General features: G+C 35.0%; 16 protein-coding genes. 7 read left to right on the plus strand and 9 right to left on the minus strand.

Annotated elements, in window-relative coordinates; translation table 11 throughout:
* Positions 1-16 precede the first annotated feature (16 nt).
* The 3 genes from ACGH6P_RS07725 to ACGH6P_RS07735 all read right to left on the minus strand — a co-directional run bounded on the left by ACGH6P_RS07725 (position 17) and on the right by ACGH6P_RS07735 (position 3,241).
* Complete coding sequence (locus ACGH6P_RS07725) at positions 17-682, minus strand: hypothetical protein (protein ID WP_267361060.1); 666 nt, start codon at positions 680-682, stop codon at positions 17-19.
* Positions 683-832: 150 nt separating this feature from the next.
* Entirely contained in the window at positions 833-1,069 is a 237-nt protein-coding gene (locus ACGH6P_RS07730) for a YecH family metal-binding protein (protein ID WP_065559551.1), read from the minus strand.
* 228 nt (positions 1,070-1,297) lie between these two features.
* Positions 1,298-3,241 (minus strand): exoribonuclease II, encoded by a 1,944-nt coding sequence (locus tag ACGH6P_RS07735; protein ID WP_411597182.1) that lies wholly within the window; start codon positions 3,239-3,241, stop codon positions 1,298-1,300.
* Between the two features lie 130 nt (positions 3,242-3,371).
* Between ACGH6P_RS07735 and ACGH6P_RS07740 the strand changes: the two genes are divergently transcribed.
* Complete coding sequence (locus tag ACGH6P_RS07740; protein ID WP_411597183.1) at positions 3,372-4,127, plus strand: alpha/beta fold hydrolase; 756 nt, start codon at positions 3,372-3,374, stop codon at positions 4,125-4,127.
* 3 nt (positions 4,128-4,130) lie between these two features.
* Here the strand turns inward: ACGH6P_RS07740 and ACGH6P_RS07745 are convergent, their stop codons facing one another.
* The 4 genes from ACGH6P_RS07745 to ACGH6P_RS07760 are packed head-to-tail and all read right to left on the minus strand — an operon-like array spanning position 4,131 to position 5,895.
* The gene (locus tag ACGH6P_RS07745) at positions 4,131-4,457 is read right to left on the minus strand and encodes a prepilin-type N-terminal cleavage/methylation domain-containing protein (protein WP_411597184.1); all 327 of its coding nucleotides are present in this window, start codon (positions 4,455-4,457) and stop codon (positions 4,131-4,133) included.
* The gene (locus ACGH6P_RS07750) at positions 4,444-4,875 is read right to left on the minus strand and encodes a DUF2509 family protein (RefSeq protein ID WP_267350541.1); all 432 of its coding nucleotides are present in this window, start codon (positions 4,873-4,875) and stop codon (positions 4,444-4,446) included. The genes ACGH6P_RS07745 and ACGH6P_RS07750 overlap by 14 nt, the downstream gene beginning before the upstream one ends.
* On the minus strand, positions 4,862-5,422 hold the full coding sequence (locus ACGH6P_RS07755) for a prepilin peptidase-dependent protein (protein ID WP_267350539.1): 561 nt from the start codon (positions 5,420-5,422) through the stop codon (positions 4,862-4,864). Before ACGH6P_RS07755 ends, ACGH6P_RS07750 begins: the two co-directional genes overlap by 14 nt.
* The gene (locus ACGH6P_RS07760) at positions 5,416-5,895 is read right to left on the minus strand and encodes a prepilin-type N-terminal cleavage/methylation domain-containing protein (RefSeq protein WP_411590001.1); all 480 of its coding nucleotides are present in this window, start codon (positions 5,893-5,895) and stop codon (positions 5,416-5,418) included. Before ACGH6P_RS07760 ends, ACGH6P_RS07755 begins: the two co-directional genes overlap by 7 nt.
* Before the next feature lie 219 nt (positions 5,896-6,114).
* On the opposite strand from ACGH6P_RS07760, the gene dapD reads away from it, so the two are divergent.
* From dapD to ACGH6P_RS07790, 6 genes are all read left to right on the plus strand, one after another.
* Entirely contained in the window at positions 6,115-6,939 is an 825-nt protein-coding gene (gene dapD, locus ACGH6P_RS07765; RefSeq protein ID WP_411597185.1) for a 2,3,4,5-tetrahydropyridine-2,6-dicarboxylate N-succinyltransferase, read from the plus strand.
* Between the two features lie 102 nt (positions 6,940-7,041).
* Positions 7,042-7,533 carry a YajQ family cyclic di-GMP-binding protein gene (locus ACGH6P_RS07770; RefSeq protein WP_267350533.1) on the plus strand — a complete coding sequence of 164 codons (492 nt, stop codon included), beginning with the start codon at positions 7,042-7,044 and terminating at the stop codon, positions 7,531-7,533.
* A gap of 225 nt (positions 7,534-7,758) precedes the next feature.
* A complete protein-coding gene (bglX, locus tag ACGH6P_RS07775; RefSeq protein ID WP_411597207.1) occupies positions 7,759-10,032 on the plus strand; it encodes a beta-glucosidase BglX in 2,274 nt (757 codons plus the stop codon).
* A gap of 54 nt (positions 10,033-10,086) precedes the next feature.
* Positions 10,087-11,781: a sensor histidine kinase gene (locus ACGH6P_RS07780; protein WP_267361046.1), complete on the plus strand. Its 1,695-nt coding sequence runs from the start codon at positions 10,087-10,089 to the stop codon at positions 11,779-11,781.
* Positions 11,781-12,500 (plus strand): two-component system response regulator BtsR, encoded by a 720-nt coding sequence (gene btsR / locus ACGH6P_RS07785; RefSeq protein WP_411597186.1) that lies wholly within the window; start codon positions 11,781-11,783, stop codon positions 12,498-12,500. Before ACGH6P_RS07780 ends, btsR begins: the two co-directional genes overlap by 1 nt.
* Positions 12,501-12,791: 291 nt before the next feature.
* Positions 12,792-14,942 (plus strand): carbon starvation CstA family protein, encoded by a 2,151-nt coding sequence (locus tag ACGH6P_RS07790; protein WP_411597187.1) that lies wholly within the window; start codon positions 12,792-12,794, stop codon positions 14,940-14,942.
* 507 nt (positions 14,943-15,449) lie between these two features.
* On the opposite strand, the gene ACGH6P_RS07795 is transcribed toward ACGH6P_RS07790, so the two are convergent.
* Both ACGH6P_RS07795 and ACGH6P_RS07800 read right to left on the minus strand, forming a co-directional pair.
* A complete protein-coding gene (locus ACGH6P_RS07795) occupies positions 15,450-15,911 on the minus strand; it encodes an NfeD family protein (RefSeq protein ID WP_411597188.1) in 462 nt (153 codons plus the stop codon).
* Positions 15,912-16,006: 95 nt separating this feature from the next.
* Positions 16,007-16,924: an SPFH domain-containing protein gene (locus tag ACGH6P_RS07800; RefSeq protein WP_065559539.1), complete on the minus strand. Its 918-nt coding sequence runs from the start codon at positions 16,922-16,924 to the stop codon at positions 16,007-16,009.
* Between the last annotated feature and the right edge of the window lie 336 nt (positions 16,925-17,260).

Raw genomic sequence — 17,260 nt, forward strand, 5'->3', positions numbered from 1 at the left:
AATACTCACATTGGGTTTATCTAAATATATTGAAATAATTAATAATATTATCTTTTGGATTGCCTAAACACTTTTCAACATAATCGTTTTTCATTTCTAAAATAATACTTGGGTTTTGGTCAATCAAAAAGTGAGCATAATTATCTTTATTGATTTTAGAATAGAGTGCTGACATATCTTGCTCAGACATTTTAAATAAGGGTTGATAGTAGTTGGCAATCTTGGTTGTATCTTTTGTATAAATTGCCGAGACAAAATCAGCAGAAAGATCACAATAATTTTTGATATTGCTGCGAGATGCCTTGATTTTATTCAGTTCAATTTGACGCTCAGCTTCGTTTTCTTCAGTTATTTTTTTGAGTTGCAGATCAGATTTCAGCTTATAATATTCAGTCAAATAAAAATTTAAAACACAAAAGGCTGAATTATTATCATTTTTACACGTTAGCAATCCTCGCTTAATAACATAGTTATTAAAATTTTTGTTGCCAATTAATTGAGCTAGTTGATTTTTTGCATTAACAACATAGGGATTGTTATATTCAGTTTTATTTTGTAAAGCCAATAATTGATCTGTTTCAGTATTCCCTTCAGCTTTTTTCTGTGACAAATCAGATCGAAGTGCGCAACTTGAAACAAGAATAGCAACAATGGCACATGTTAAAATATTACTTATTTTCATATATAAAATTCCATGAACTTATTCTTGAGTTATAATTCAATAGGATGCTATATAGCTATTATTAAAAAAATTATATACTTTTTTTTATAATAACACTTTATAACGACGTATTTTTTTGTAAAAAATGTGATAGAACTTACAACTTTATCATTAGTGGTGACAGATCTTCTGAATATTAACTGTAAATTGCGTATTTGTTACAGGTGAAAATTTTGCTTTCGCTTTCAAAAAAGCAATCAGTTCAGATGCATTCATATCTGTTTTAGAGCAAGTATGAAATTTAGCATGTTTTCCAAATCGTTGTTCAATAGCTGCCAGTAGAGATAATTCTGTGTAGCTATTCCCTTCCATCATTTGTAAAACTTCATGACCATGAATTGATACCATAAATCCCTCTTGATGTTACCGATTAATGCTATAACAACGACACTTTTATAACCCATTTATCTTATAAAAGCAATGTTTTAACAAGGTTGGGAAAGATATCAGATCTTATCACGAAACAAAAGGATTTAATCGTTAAGATATTGTCAATATATGATGCCTTGATGCTAAATAATTACAGCATTAGGTAAAGATTAATTATCATTAATCTGCAAGGCATCATATTTTTAATTATTCATTAATATTTGTTAATTTAACGATAATTGATTGATTTTCATTTTTTACTTGAAAGATAGAAACAGGGATAATATCTGTGAGTTTATAACCGATGTTATCGTTTATTTTAATCACGCCTTCATCGGGTAATGAAACGATTTCTTCCCTTACAGAATGTAGCATGGATAAAGGTAAAAAAGCATAAGCACCAATATCGGTAAGACGAACTCTGGCACCGCCACGATTGATATCCACAATTTCAGCTGTGTATGTTTGACCAATTTTATCTGATAAGTATTGAGCAAATAGATTTTCGGCCATATCTCGTTCTGCCAATCTTAACATTTTTCGCCGTTCATTCATGGTTTTGAGTTGATTTGTATCCGGTGGTGTTAACGCTTCCTGGCGCATATAAGCTTTCAATAAACGATGATTAACCATATCGCCATATTTACGAATTGGTGATGTCCAAGTTGCATAAGCGTCAAATCCCAATCCAAAATGAGGTTGAGGTTCAATTGAAAAATCAGCCGGACTTTGGAATTTTCGTAATCGCATGGCTAAAAACGGATCATTATCAATGATGCGACGAAGTTTTATATAACCTGCAAACGAAGTTAGTGACGTTTTATCAAACTCAGTTATCCCGTTGTCGGCTAGAATTTTTAATATTTGATCCAGATATTTGGTATCAAAACCGGTGTGAATATTATAAATACCAAAACCAATTTTTTCATTTAACATCGTGGTTAATGCTTGGTTTGCAATCACCATGACTTCTTCAACAATTTGATTAGCTATGCGACGCGGTTCTTTTATAATAGCTTCAACTTGGCGATTTTCATCAAGTACGAAACGGTAGTCGGTTACATCCTTAAAAACAAGTGCATTTTCTTGTCGCCAATTTATTCTGACCTTAGCTAAATTGGCTAAAATATTAAGTTGTTCGGGTAAAGATGAATGACTTGAAGATAATTGCTCATTGTTTTCCAAGAAGTCAGAAACATTGTGATAAGCAAGTTTGGCTTTCGATTCTATCCAAGCAGAGGTAAAACTGATGCTATCAAATAAGATATTCCCTGATGAATCAAGTTTTAGCTTGCAGACCATTGCCGGGCGTTTTACATTCGCTTGCAAAGAACATAAATCATCGGCTAACTCTTTAGGTAACATTGGGATATTGAAATCGGGAAGGTAGGTCGTAAAATTCCTCATTTTTGCAATATTATCAATATCACTATCTTTCAAGACAAATGCTGTGGGATCGGCAATGGCGACATGAAGATTAAAATTACCTTGTTCATCCATATTAACCGAAATCGCATCATCCATATCTTGAGTGTTTTCACTATCTATGGTAAAAAAACAGATGTCAGTTAAATCTTGACGATTTTCAAGCTCTTTTTCAATAATCGATAAAGTATCAGCTTGCGGTACTGTTGTTTCTAAATTATAACGTGCTAGTGTTTTAAGCCATAATTTGTATTTTGAATCATCTTCAACGATGAAATCGGTAATGGTTGCAACAAATTTTTTTTTGTCTGCGTTCAAAGGATGTGAAATTAGTGTTGCAACGACCCAGTCATTTTCTTTCAATTTTTGTGGAAGTTGACTATTTACTTTGCAGGGGATCGAAAAACTACTAGGCATGTTTTCTGGATAGATAACCATTGAACGGTCTTGGAAACCTATTCTTCCAATAAATGATTCTAATGCGCTTTCAAGTAATACTTCAGGTTCAAAAGATTCTTTATCGTTGTTTTTGACAACGATTCCAGAAACTTTGTCGCCATGACAAACGGTTTTCATTTTAGCCATTGGTATAAAATAACTGGTTTTGTTATCAACGTTTAAAAAACCGAATCCCTTCTCATGGGCTCGGACTGTGCCTTCAATGCGTGGCGTTTGTTGATGAAGCTCTTGCTTTAGTTGTGCGAGTAATGGGTTATTTTGAAACATATGACTTAATATATAATGAAAATAAGTGCTGAATTCTAACACATTTATAGCTTATATTGTTACAGAATTAATCACTAAATTATTATCAACTATTGGAATAAATTTTAAACATAAATATTAGAGTGGAAATATGAAACTAAACTATAAAATTCAGGGCGAAGGACAGCCTATTTTATTTTTGCATGGTATGTTTGGTAGCTTGGATAATTTGAATATGCTAGCAAAAGATTTTGCTCCGCATTATCAAACTATTCAGGTCGATCTGCGTAATCACGGACTTTCGCCGTGGTCAGATGAAATGAATTATGACGCTATGGCTAATGATGTTGCTGAGCTTTGTCATGAATTACAATTGAAAAATCTTATAATTGTCGGCCATTCAATGGGTGGAAAAGTAGCAATGCAATTAATTCGAATTGTGCCTGAAATTATTCAGAAAGTTGTCGTCATGGATATTGCACCCGTTAAATATTTACAGTCGCCTAATTTTGATGTTATTCAATCATTAGAAAAGTGTTGTTCACAGCATATTACTGATAAAAAACAGATTATGCATATTATGGAGCAACAAGGTGTGAATACAGCGACTATCTATTTTTTATTAAAATCATTTAAAAACGATCACTGGCTATTTAATGCTAACATTATTGTTAAAAATTATTCTGATTTAAGTGATTGGCAAGCAGACGCGCCCAGTATGAAACCCATTTTATTTATTCGTGGTGGGAATTCAACATACATAGCTGATCAATATTTGGATACACTGTTTTCGCAATTTCCACAGGCTAAAATTGTAACTATTGAAGGAGCCGGTCACAATGTTCATGCTGAAAAAACGGCTCAAGTGTTAATGGTATTGCATGAGTTTATCGAAAATAAGATTTAATTGTTATTGGCAAAATAATCGTTGTTGCTCACTTTTATCATAATTAGGTATAGTAACGGTTATGATTACCAGTGTACATTGATTATTATAGGTTTTATTTTGTACGAGGTATGTCCAATGTGTTGGAATAATATGTTGGGCAATATCAGGATAGCTATCGAGTAATTGGAAGATAACCTGATCAGCATGTAGTTTGTTGGTAATGTAATGGCGCTGATGAAATAAGGCTTTTTCCAACTGCATAAAACTAAGAAGAATGATTGAAAATAGTAGTGAGGCGATCAATACTTCAATCAAACTAAAACCGCCAGCATGTTTATTCACAATCATGACTTCTTTTCTCTGGGCAATAATCAAGCCACTGTCCTTTATGAACGATGAGTTTGCCATTGTCTAAATGCGCTAAAGTATAAAGAAAAAATCCATTAGCTTCTCCTCGTACTAAAATGGCATTATCGTGACTCAAGTTCGATTGTTTAATACAAACTTTTAATTGTAAATTTAGCTCATGTTGGCATTGCCAATGGGGTTTAGGGCGCTGCCAACGTTGCGTTATTGCCCAACTTAATGATGAACTGGCGGTATTAAATTGTTGATAGTATCGTCTTTCTGTCATGGCAATTTTTTGCCATGATGCAACTAAAATATGAAATCCGAACAATAAAGATAAGCCTATTATCATTAAAATAATCACCATAACAATAGCACTAAATCCCGATTGATTAACAAAACGATTACCTGTTTTCATTTTTGATTATCTTGGTAAGGTGATACTGAATATGAGCATGTTTTTTTAATTCAGCAGTTAACTTTATTTCAATTGTCTGACTGCGTTGCTTGATACTAAATTGAGTGACGTTCACATCATTTGGATCAAACAGGCGTTGCCAATTCAAACCATCACATTTTGTGGCTGCGTGTTTGTATTCAAGATTATTTTGGTGATAGCGAAAAGTAAAGACATCAAAATAAGTAGAATATAAAGAGTTGCGACTCCCATTATCACCTAATCCACTGTCATAACGAATAACAATACAATCTTGTCGATCATTAATTTCAATGGGTTTAAATTTTATTTCTGTAGAAATATGATGCGTAAACCCAGCACGCTTAATATCTTTAGATAAGCCAGCCAGTGCTTGATGAACTGTTTGTTGTAAATGTGATTTTAAATAATCATCACTTAGCCGCATTTGGAGTTGTTGATAACATTGACTTGTGCCAATCAAAATTAAACTTGCTATCATTAAACAGATTAATACTTCAAATAGTGAAAATCCTGATTGTTTTAACATGGAGGCATACCGGATAGATAACCTTGCTCATAACAAAAGCGAACCCTTCCTCGAAATGAGATAAAAATTTTTGTTTCGCCTATCTGATTATGAAGTTTTAAAGAAGCTGTTTGTGCCATGTTTCTTCGTCCCCAAAAGGAAATGATTTTTTTATTGGTTAAACCGCTTATTTCCACCGAATTGTTGGGTTTAATATATCGTAATTCACCCTCCATACAGGAATTGGGTTTATCGCCTTTACTGGCAACTAAACACCAAGGCGAGGAAAAAAGATAGAAATGATAAGTATGATTATAAGTGTATGCGTTAATTTGCACTTCGTTAAAAAAATGCGTTAATTGTTTAGTGGTGGTAAGTAATTCTTCTTTAAATTGTAACGTTTTCCATTGTGTTACACCAATGGAAGCAAATATGGCACAAATGCCCACAACAACGATCAACTCTAATAAAGAAAATCCTGAATTTTGCATCATATATATTGGTTAAATTAGCGATATGATGATAGTAAATAATGACATTCAAATAACGATTTTTTATTGTCAAAATTGGAACACATTTCACAAATTAATGTCCTTTTTATTAAACAGTATTAAGATGATATGACAAACCGCTTAAAAAGTGCCGGATATTATATTATACTGTCAATCCTGATTAAATTTGCCAACGGACTTAAAAGTTAAAGGAAACAAGAGATGCAACAATTACAAACTATTATTGACGCCGCATTTGAACGTCGTGCGGAAATCACACCATCCAATGTAGATGCTGTTACACGTGATGCAATTAATCAATGTATTCATCTATTAGATAGCGGAAAAATGCGTGTCGCTGAAAAAATTAATGGTGAGTGGGTCACCCATCAATGGTTGAAAAAAGCTGTATTGCTCTCGTTTCGTATTAACGAAAATCAGTTGATCAATGCTGGTCCAACTAATTATTACGATAAAGTGCCGTTAAAATTTGCTGACTATGATGAAGCTAGATTTGCGCAAGAGGGTTTTCGTGTTGTTCCGTCTGCCATTGCGCGTAAAGGGGCTTATGTCGCTCGTAACACCGTATTAATGCCATCTTATGTTAATATTGGTGCTTATGTTGATGAAGGAACAATGGTTGATACATGGGTTACAGTTGGTTCATGTGCCCAAATTGGTAAAAATGTTCATTTGTCTGGTGGTGTAGGTATTGGTGGAGTCTTAGAGCCATTACAAGCAAATCCAACGATTATTGAAGATAACTGCTTTATCGGTGCCCGTAGTGAAATTGTAGAAGGCGTGGTAGTTGAAGAGGGTTCGGTTATTTCAATGGGCGTATTTATTGGGCAAAGTACCAAAATTTATGATCGTGCAACCGGTGAAGTTCATTATGGTCGTGTGCCTGCAGGTTCTGTTGTTGTTTCCGGTAACTTACCAACTAAAGATGGTAAATATAGCCTTTATTGTGCCGTTATTGTTAAGAAAGTGGATGCCAAAACTTTAGGAAAAGTGGGTATCAATGAGTTACTTCGCACTATCGATTAATTTTTTAATCACACTTAAAAATGCCACTAACTAAGTGGCATATATCTTTGTATTTTTCTTAGAATTCTATTTATATTTTTAATCTTTTGAAGAGGAGAGTTTATGCCTTCTTTCGATATCGTATCAGAAATCCAAATGCCAGAAGTGAAAAATGGCGTCGAGAACGCGTCACGTGAATTGACCACACGCTGGGATTTTAAAAATGTTGAAGCTTCGTTTGAATTGAACGAAAAAAACGAGACAATTAAAGCCACCAGTCAATCTGAGTTTCAAGTTCAGCAACTTCTTGATATCTTACGAGATAAATTGGCTAAACGTGGTATTGATGGCGGTGCTTTAGACATTCCTGAAGAATTGGAGCATAGCGGTAAACTTTACAGTATCACTGTCAAACTGAAGCAAGGTATTGATAAAGAGTTAGCTAAAAAAATAGTGAAATTAATTAAAGATAGTAAAATTAAAGTTCAAGCTCAAGTTCAAGGTGATCAAGTTCGTGTAACTGGTAAGTCTCGTGATGATTTACAAGCGACAATGGCTTTAGTCAAGAATGGTGAATTAGGACAACCTTTTCAATTTACCAATTTTCGAGACTAAACAACGCTTAAATTTGCCGATAATGTTGTCGGCAAGTTTGCTTATTGAATATCCGGTCTTCATTTTAGCATAATCCTCATTTTTTCTTATTATTACTAAAAAATTTCACCATACTATCATAAAGTTGATTTTCACAAATTTAGTAAAGATTGAGATTTTTTTTAGCGATTCAGCTATTCTATTCTTATTTTAATCCTCACAACGACAGTGACAGCGAACCTAATGATGAAAAAATTAATCTTATTGTTATTCATGTGTCTCTTCTCTTCTTCTATTCTTGCGCAAAATGAAAATAGCGAGGATAAAAAAGCCTTTATTGATGCACTATTATCAAAAATGACCATTGAACAGAAGGTTGGACAATTGCGTTTAATCAGTGTGGGGGGAGAACTCACACTCGATAAAGTCTTAGATCAAATTGAAGCTGGCGAAATTGGGGGGATATTTAATACTGTTGTCGAGCCTGACTTGTCACGAATGCAAGATCGTGCTTTAAATTCACCTAACAAGATCCCGTTATTATTAGGATTTGACATTGTGCATGGTCATCGCACTGTGTTTCCAATCAATTTAGGTATTGCCTCTACTTGGGATCGCCAAGCAATGGCTCTTGTCGCACAAGTTTCCGCTGATGAAGCTACTTCTGATGGACTTAATATTACTTGGGCTCCTATGGTCGATATTACCCGAGACCCACGATGGGGGAGAGTTTCTGAAGGTTTTGGTGAAGATCCTTATCTTACTTCAGAAGCTGGGCGGATTTTTGTTGAACAAATGCAAAAGCCGTCTTTGGCGGAAAAAAATTCGTTGGTGACAACCGTTAAACACTTTGCGCTTTATGGTGCGGTTGAAGGTGGGCGAGAATACAATAGTACCGATATGAGTGAACGAAAAATGTTTCAAGAATATCTGGTTCCCTACAAAGCGGCAATAGATGCAGGAAGCCAAGCTATTATGGTATCGCTGGTTACGGTAAATGGTGTTCCGGCTACCGCAAATCATTGGCTTTTGACCGATGTGCTACGTCATCAATGGCATTTTAATGGCGTAGTCATTAGCGATCATGGTGCAATTCGGGAACTAATTAATCATGGTGTTGCCAGTGATGCCAAAGATGCTGTTCGCATTGCAATTAAAGCCGGTATTGATGTTAGTATGAATGATGAATATTTCCTTCAATTTATCCCCCAACTGGTCAAAGAAGGGGCATTGAGTGAAGATGATATTAACAATGCATGTCGACACGTGTTGTCGCTTAAATATGATATGGGATTGTTTCGTCATCCTCATCGTAATTTAGATCCAAACTTAGACATTGAAACGATGTTTGCTGATAATCGATTACATCGAAAAGAAGCCAGAGAAGTGGCACGACGCAGTATTGTGTTATTAAAAAATGATAATAAGCTTTTACCGCTATCTAAAGATCAAAAAATTGCGGTTATTGGTCCACTAGCAGACTCCAAACGCGATATATTAGGGAGTTGGTCGGGTGCAGGTCGAGCTAATTTAGCCGTGACTCCCTTGGAAGGCATTAATCACGCAATAAACAACCCCAAAAATGTCAGTTATGCATTGGGTGCTAATCTTTCGGATGATCCCGCACTATTTAAATTCTTAAATCTTTACGAAGTTACGGCAAAATTTGATGACAGACCTGTTGAAAAGATGATTAGTGAAGCGGTCGAATTAGCGAAAAATGCAGATGTTGTTGTCGCTTTCGTTGGTGAAGCGCAAGGAATGGCACATGAGTCGTCAAGTCGAACAGATATTTCCCTTCCTGAAAGCCAAAAAAGATTACTTCGAGCACTTAAAGCAACCGGTAAACCCCTTGTTATTGCTTTAATGAATGGTCGCCCGTTAACATTAGTCGATGAATTTCAACAAGCCGATGCTATGCTTGAAACATGGTTTTTAGGTACAGAAGGCGGTAATGCCATTGCTGATGTCTTGTTTGGCGATTATAATCCGTCTGGAAAATTACCTATGTCATTTCCACGCAATGTTGGACAGATACCTGTCTATTACAGCCATTTAAACACAGGTCGCCCACACGGAACGGAGAATATGGGGAAATACACGACATCTTATTTGGACAGTCCTAATGAACCTTTGTTCCCATTTGGCTATGGACTAAGTTATACTGATTTCAACATCACTTTTTCTCTTTCAGCGACAGAAATGCAACAAAATGGTCAAATTATTGTGACAGCAATAGTTGAAAATACAGGAAACAGGGAAGGTACTCAAACCGTTCAACTTTACTTACAAGATGTGACTGCTTCGGTAAGTAGACCCGTTAAAGAACTAAAAGGCTTTGAGAGCATTACATTGAAAGCACATGAAAAAGGAGAAGTGCACTTTATTATTAAGCCTGAAATGTTAAAATTTTGGAATGACAAAATGCAATATGTGGCAGAGCCAGGTAAATTTAATGTGTTTATTGGCTCGGATTCAACTACACAAAACAAACAAACTTTTACTTTATTGAATAACTAAACTTTTTTATCCCATTAACCTCCGTTAGTGGGATAGGCTTAATAGATTTAAATTATGCTTGAATTCGATCTAATTCTACAACTTTTACAACAGATGTGTGTTTATTTGGTTATTGCCTATTTACTAAGTAAAACCCCAATTGTTATTCCGCTCATGCAAGTCACAGTGCATTTACCGCATAAATTAGTTTGCTATTTTATCTTCTCACTGTTTTGTATTATGGGGAGCTATTTTGGACTTCACATTGAAGATACTATTGCAAATACCCGTGCTATCGGGGCGATCTTAGGTGGTCTTCTTGGTGGTCCTATGGTTGGTTTTTTAGTCGGTGTGACAGGGGGAATTCACCGCTATACATTGGGGGGAATAACGGCTGAAAGTTGTATGTTATCGACTATATTAATTGGGCTAATCAGTGGATTATTGCATTACGCGTTAATGAAAAAAGGTCGGGTTGATCTTATCTATAATCCTTTGTTAGTCGGCGTGCTGGGTTTATTGGTCGAATCGCTTGAAATGATTTTAGTATTATTAATTTCACGCCCTTTTGATACTGTTTTACATGCGGTAAAAAGTATTGCAGCGCCCATGATTATTGCCAATAGTATTGGTTCAGCGATGTTTATGCGAATTTTATTGGATCGACGAGCTATTTTCGAACGCTATACCTCGGCTTTTTCGGCAAAAGCATTACAAATTGCAGTGAGCACTGAGGGGCTGTTACGTGATGGTTTCAATCAAGAAAATAGTACAAAAGTGGCAGAAATTATTTATCAAGAGTTGGATATTGGTGCGGTTTCCATTACAGATAGAGAAAAAATCTTGGCTTTTATTGGAATTGGAGATGATCACCATTTACCGGGTACACTGATCACGTCAAATAGTACTTTAGAAGCTATTGAAAAAAATGAAGTACAATATCTGGATGGCGCACATTTACCGTATCAATGTTCAATTAATAAAAATTGCCGTCTTGGATCAACGCTGGTAATTCCACTGCGAGGTGAAAATAATACTGTCGTTGGTACGATTAAATTATATGAGGCAAAAAATACTTTATTTAGTTCAATCAATCGAACATTAGGGGAAGGGATAGCCAGTTTATTATCGGCACAAATACTAGCGGGTCAAAATGAGCATTACAAACAATTATTGTCTAAAACCGAAATTAAGTTATTACACGCTCAAGTTAATCCACATTTTTTATTTAATGCCTTAAATACGCTAGTCGCGGTTATTCGGCGTGATAAAGTGCAAGCGTCTGAGCTGGTGCAAAATCTATCAACTTTTTTTCGAAAAAATCTAAAAAGAACGGACGAAATAGTTACGCTCAAAGATGAAATAGAGCATGTTAATGCTTATTTACAAATTGAAAAAATGCGTTTTATGGATCAACTCACGCTTGATATTCATATCCCAGCAGATTTAGAAAATGCTCGTCTTCCTGCATTTTCATTGCAACCAATCGTTGAAAATGCCATAAAACATGGTACTTCCCAATTGATTGGTGAAGGAAAAGTGAGTATAAATGCTTATACAAAAGATTTAACATTGTATTTAGAAGTCATCGATAATGCGGGTAATTATCGAGAAAATAAAAAAGATATGAAAGGATTAGGACTAAATTTAGTCGATAAAAGAATTCATATTCGTTATGGTGAAAGATATGGTTTAGCGATTTTCTGTCAACCAGACGAATATACGAAAGTGATATTATCACTACCATTGCAAGAGGATGTAATTAGTTAATGTTAAATGTTATTATTGTGGATGATGAACTCCCTGCACGTGAAAATTTACGTTGTTTGCTCGAAAAAGATCCCGATGTTGCTATTATTGCTGAGTGTCATAATGCAATGGAAGCAATCAGTAAAATACACCGCCTACAACCTGACGTGGTATTTTTAGATATACATATGCCCAAAATAAATGGGTTTGAAATGTTATCGATGCTTGATCCCCAGACGATGCCTAGCATTGTCTTTTTAACTGCATACAGTGAATTTGCCGTTAAAGCTTTTGAAGAACAAGCCTTTGATTATTTACTTAAACCGGTAGAACAAGACCGTCTCAATAAAACACTATGCCGTTTACATCAACATCAATTACCTAATAATGTAAAGCATTTAGATATAGTTAATCAAAATTTAGATTATATCCCTTGTGTTGGTCATAACCGTATCTATTTATTAAATTTAGATGATGTATTTTATATCGCTTCAAAAATAAGTGGTATCTATGTATTTAATCAAAATAATGATGAATATTTTACTGAGTTAACTTTAAAGACCTTAGAAGATAAAACCCCTCTTATTCGATGTCACAGACAATACTTAGTTAATTTAAAAAAACTCAAAGAGATTCGCTTTAATGAATCAACGGGCGTAAGTATTATTTTAAATAACGATATTTCAGTCCCTGTTAGTCGTCGATATCTAAAATCACTCAAAGAAATGTTAGGATTATGATTTCAATTATCGATTTATGTAAATTTTATTAAACCGCTCATTGACTGATTTTAACCACTCATTGTTGCCATTCAACCTATGGCTTAAATAGCGATACCATTCTTATCAACAAAAATTTACTATAAGCTTGATATATAAGTCACAAAGGTATACTCAAAACCATAAAATAGGTAAGGAATAGTGGAAGATAATAAAAAATTGTTTTTTATTTATCCAAACACCAAGCCAAATAGCATTTTAATGGTGTTAAGTATCGTTTTTATAATCTTAAAACCCAAAAAGAGAATCATTATGAATAATAAAATATTAAAGCATATTCCTTGGGTCATTCTTGCTTTTGTTGGTGCATGCTGTCTAGCAGTTGTTGCATTACGGCGAGGTGAACACATCAGTGCATTATGGATTGTTGCTGCTGCTGTATCTGTATATTTAGTTGCTTATCGATATTATAGCCTTTATATCGCTAATAAGGTTATGCGATTAGATCCTACTCGAGCAACGCCTGCTGTCATTAATAACGACGGACTAAATTATGTTCCAACCAATAAATATGTTTTATTTGGTCACCATTTTGCTGCTATAGCTGGTGCAGGTCCACTAGTTGGTCCCGTTCTTGCTGCACAAGTTGGTTATTTGCCTGGTACACTTTGGCTACTTGCTGGTGTTGTTTTTGCTGGCGCCGTACAAGATTTTATGGTGCTTTTCCTTTCATCTCGCCGTAATGGTTCTTCACTGGGTGAAATGATTAAAAGCGAGATGGGGCCAATTCCTGGTGCTATTGCCTTATTTGGTTGCTTTTTGATTATGCTTATCATTTTAGCGGTTTTAGCGTTAATTGTTGTGAAAGCATTAGCAGAAAGTCCTTGGGGTGTTTTCACGGTGTGTTCAACCGTACCCATTGCGCTGTTTATGGGTATCTATATGCGATTTTTAAGACCCGGTCGAGTTCTTGAAATCTCAGTCATTGGTATTGTTTTACTTATATTATCCATTTGGTTTGGGGGCGTTATTGCTCACGATCCTTACTGGGGACCAGCGTTAACATTTAAAGACACAACGATCACTTATGTGCTAGTCGGTTATGCCTTTATCTCTGCGATGTTACCTGTATGGTTAATATTGGCACCACGTGATTATTTAGCGACGTTTCTGAAAATTGGCGTCATTGTTGGTTTAGCAATAGGAATAGTCATATTAAATCCTGATTTAAAAATGCCAGATGTAACACAATATGTTGATGGGACTGGTCCTGTTTGGAAGGGATCATTATTTCCATTCTTATTTATTACGATAGCTTGTGGTGCGGTTTCTGGATTCCATGCGCTTATTTCTTCTGGTACCACGCCTAAATTATTAGCTAACGAAAAAGACGCACGCTTTATCGGATATGGTGCAATGTTAATGGAGTCATTTGTCGCTATAATGGCGTTAGTAGCAGCTTCAATTATTGAGCCTGGCCTCTATTTTGCGATGAATACTCCGCCAGCAGGATTAGGGATTACAATGCCTGATTTGCATAAATTGGGGACTGATGATGCACCAATGATAATGGCGCAATTAAAAGATGTCACCGTTCATGCAGCTGCGACAGTGAGTTCATGGGGCTTTGTGATCTCTCCTGAACAAATCCTACAAACCGCCAAAGACATAGGTGAACCGTCCGTCTTGAATCGTGCAGGTGGTGCACCAACGCTAGCGGTAGGGATTGCTTATGTATTCAACCAAATATTACCGGGAGCGAATATGGGCTTTTGGTATCATTTCGGTATTTTGTTTGAAGCTCTATTTATTTTAACGGCGCTTGATGCAGGAACACGTTCAGGTCGATTTATGTTACAAGATTTATTAGGTAATTTTGTACCGTTCTTGAAAAAAACAGACTCACTTATCGCCGGCTTTATTGGTACGCTGGGGTGTGTAGGATTATGGGGATATCTCCTCTATCAAGGCGTTGTTGACCCATTAGGTGGTGTGAAGAGCTTATGGCCACTATTCGGTATATCTAATCAAATGTTAGCTGCTGTCGCGCTGATTTTAGCAACAGTCGTATTGATTAAAATGAAACGTGCGCAATACATTTGGGTCACGGTCATTCCAGCAATTTGGTTGTTAATCTGTACAACATGGGCATTAGGTCTAAAATTATTCAGTGATAATCCTCAATTAGAAGGCTTCTTCTATTTAGCTAATGAATATAAACGTCAAATTGCTGAGGGTAGTAAAGAGTTAACTGCTCAACAAATTGATAATATGCATCATATTATTATCAATAATTATACCAATGCAGGATTAAGTATTTTATTCTTACTTGTGGTATACACGATTATCTTCTTTGGTATTAAAACCGCGCTTAAAGTTCGCAACAATAAACAAAGAACAGATAAAGAAACCGCTTATGTTCCTATACCAGAAGGTGGTGTTAAAACTTCTATGTCACATTAAGTGGTCTGAATCGGGATGTCATAGTGATATTACCTCTCGATAGTAAACTCCAATTATTTTAGTTAAAGCCCAACAATGAGACATTGTTGGGCTTTTCTATTTTGACTATAAAAAATGCTTACACTATTCTAAATAAAACTCATTAAATTAAAAAATTTAGCGTTGTCGGCATAACTCTCTATATGTCATTACCAGTGTGATAGCATATCGCATGGATAAGTCAAACGAATGTAAACAATTAATCGTAACTGTTATGACAAATATTTGCGGTTTATTAACTAAAAAAATTAGCCAATAATGATTATTGGCTAATAGGATAAATGAATGTTAAGATTAATAGTATCGAATCAATGATACTGCTTTGTTACACAATAAAGATTGCATAAATTTTGGTGCATTTTGGGTATCATCTTTCCATATGTAAATCTTATTTTCTTTACAAATTTCAATCATCTTCTCAATGTCATTTTTCTGATATTTGTTTTTCAAATATGATATGAAAACATTTTAAATGATAGGTTCAACACTTAAAATTATTCCATCGACAGAAGTAACAATAACGGATTGACCTACTGGTAAATCTTGATTACATCTAGCTGACCATGTGCCATCATTAATTTTAACTCGACCAGTACCATTAATAATTGCATCAGTGACAACTGTTTTAATACCAATTAAGTCTTGTTGAGGTTGATTAATTTGGTTTTTACTTGAACGATGTTTTCCTTTGTTTTTAAGCCAGACATACCAGAGATATACAGAAACGACCGTAAAAATTGAAAATAAGAACCATAAAGTTGGCCAAGATAATGGAATTACCCAAGCTATTATTCCCACACAAATGGCTGAAATTCCACACCAAAGTGCATATCCACCTATACCCAATAATTCGGCAATCAGAAAAATAACGCCTAAGGCAATGAAAATCCATTGAGGAGAGTTATAAATAACTGTAAAAAAATCAGCCATTATTTTTACCTTTCATTTTATAAAAATTAAAATAATGCCTCTGCTTTAGCACTGTATAAATTCGCTAAATTAGAGGCATAATTATCGAAAAATTATTATGAATTAGTTTTTGATTCTTTAATTAATTCTGCAATACCACCAATACTGCCGATTAAATTAGAGGCATCAAGTGGCATCATAATAACTTTACTGTTATCTGATGAACCGATTTGTTGTAATGCTTCGGTATATTTTTGGGCAACGAAGTAGTTAATCGCATTAATATTCCCGGCAGCAATTGCTTGGGACACCATTTGTGTCGCTTTTGCTTCAGCTTCAGCGGCACGTTCACGCGCTTCAGCTTGTAAGAATGCGGCTTCTCTTTCACCTTCAGCTTTCAAAATTTCAGATTGTTTTTCACCTTCAGAACGTAAAATAGCCGCTTGACGCACCCCTTCTGCTTCAAGAATTTCAGCACGCTTATTACGTTCTGCTTTCATTTGAGCATTCATGGCTGCAATTAATTCAGCAGGTGGACGAACGTCACGAATTTCAATACGGGTAATTTTAATACCCCAAGGGCTAGTTGCATCATCGACAATACCCAATAATTTTGAGTTAATATGATCACGTTGTGATAACATTTCATCCAGTTCCATACTACCCAGTACAGTACGTATATTGGTCATCATTAAGTTAATCACAGCACGCTCTAATTGATTAACTTGATAAGCGGCTCTTGCTGCATCTTGTACTTGGATAAAACAAACCGCATCAATTTGCACATTCGCATTATCTTTTGAAATTACTTCTTGTGATGGAATATCAAGTACTTGTTCCATCATATTAATTTTTCGTCCCACACCATCCATAAATGGAATAATGATATTTAATCCGGGTTCAAGAGTATGGGTATATTTACCAAAGCGCTCTATAGTATATTGAAAACCTTGCGGAACAATAGTAATGGCTTTTAATACAGTAATTAAAGCAAGTATAACGATAACGCCAATAACGATGTAAAAAGTAGGCATAGACAACATTTCCTTAGTAATTAGAATTCGGGGCTATTTTAATGATAAATTTCTAATTTGACTAGTTATTATTAACTTATTTATATTAAAACGATTATCGATACTTTACTTAAATTTAATTGTTGACAACACACTAATGAACTAGTTTAATAGTACAAAATATATTAAACAGATAATGATGATGACATTACAGTACTTATACCTAGTTATTTATTCATTCATAGGCTTTGGTCGGTGGCACATTAGCTATTTCGGGTGATGTGATTATCTGTTTTTTTCATAAACCCGCTTAAAGCGGGTTTTTTAGTTTTGAATTAATGATAAAAAAATTAAATA

The organism is Gilliamella sp. CG25 (assembly GCF_046635705.1).
GTDB classification, from domain to species: domain Bacteria; phylum Pseudomonadota; class Gammaproteobacteria; order Enterobacterales; family Orbaceae; genus Gilliamella; species Gilliamella apicola_I.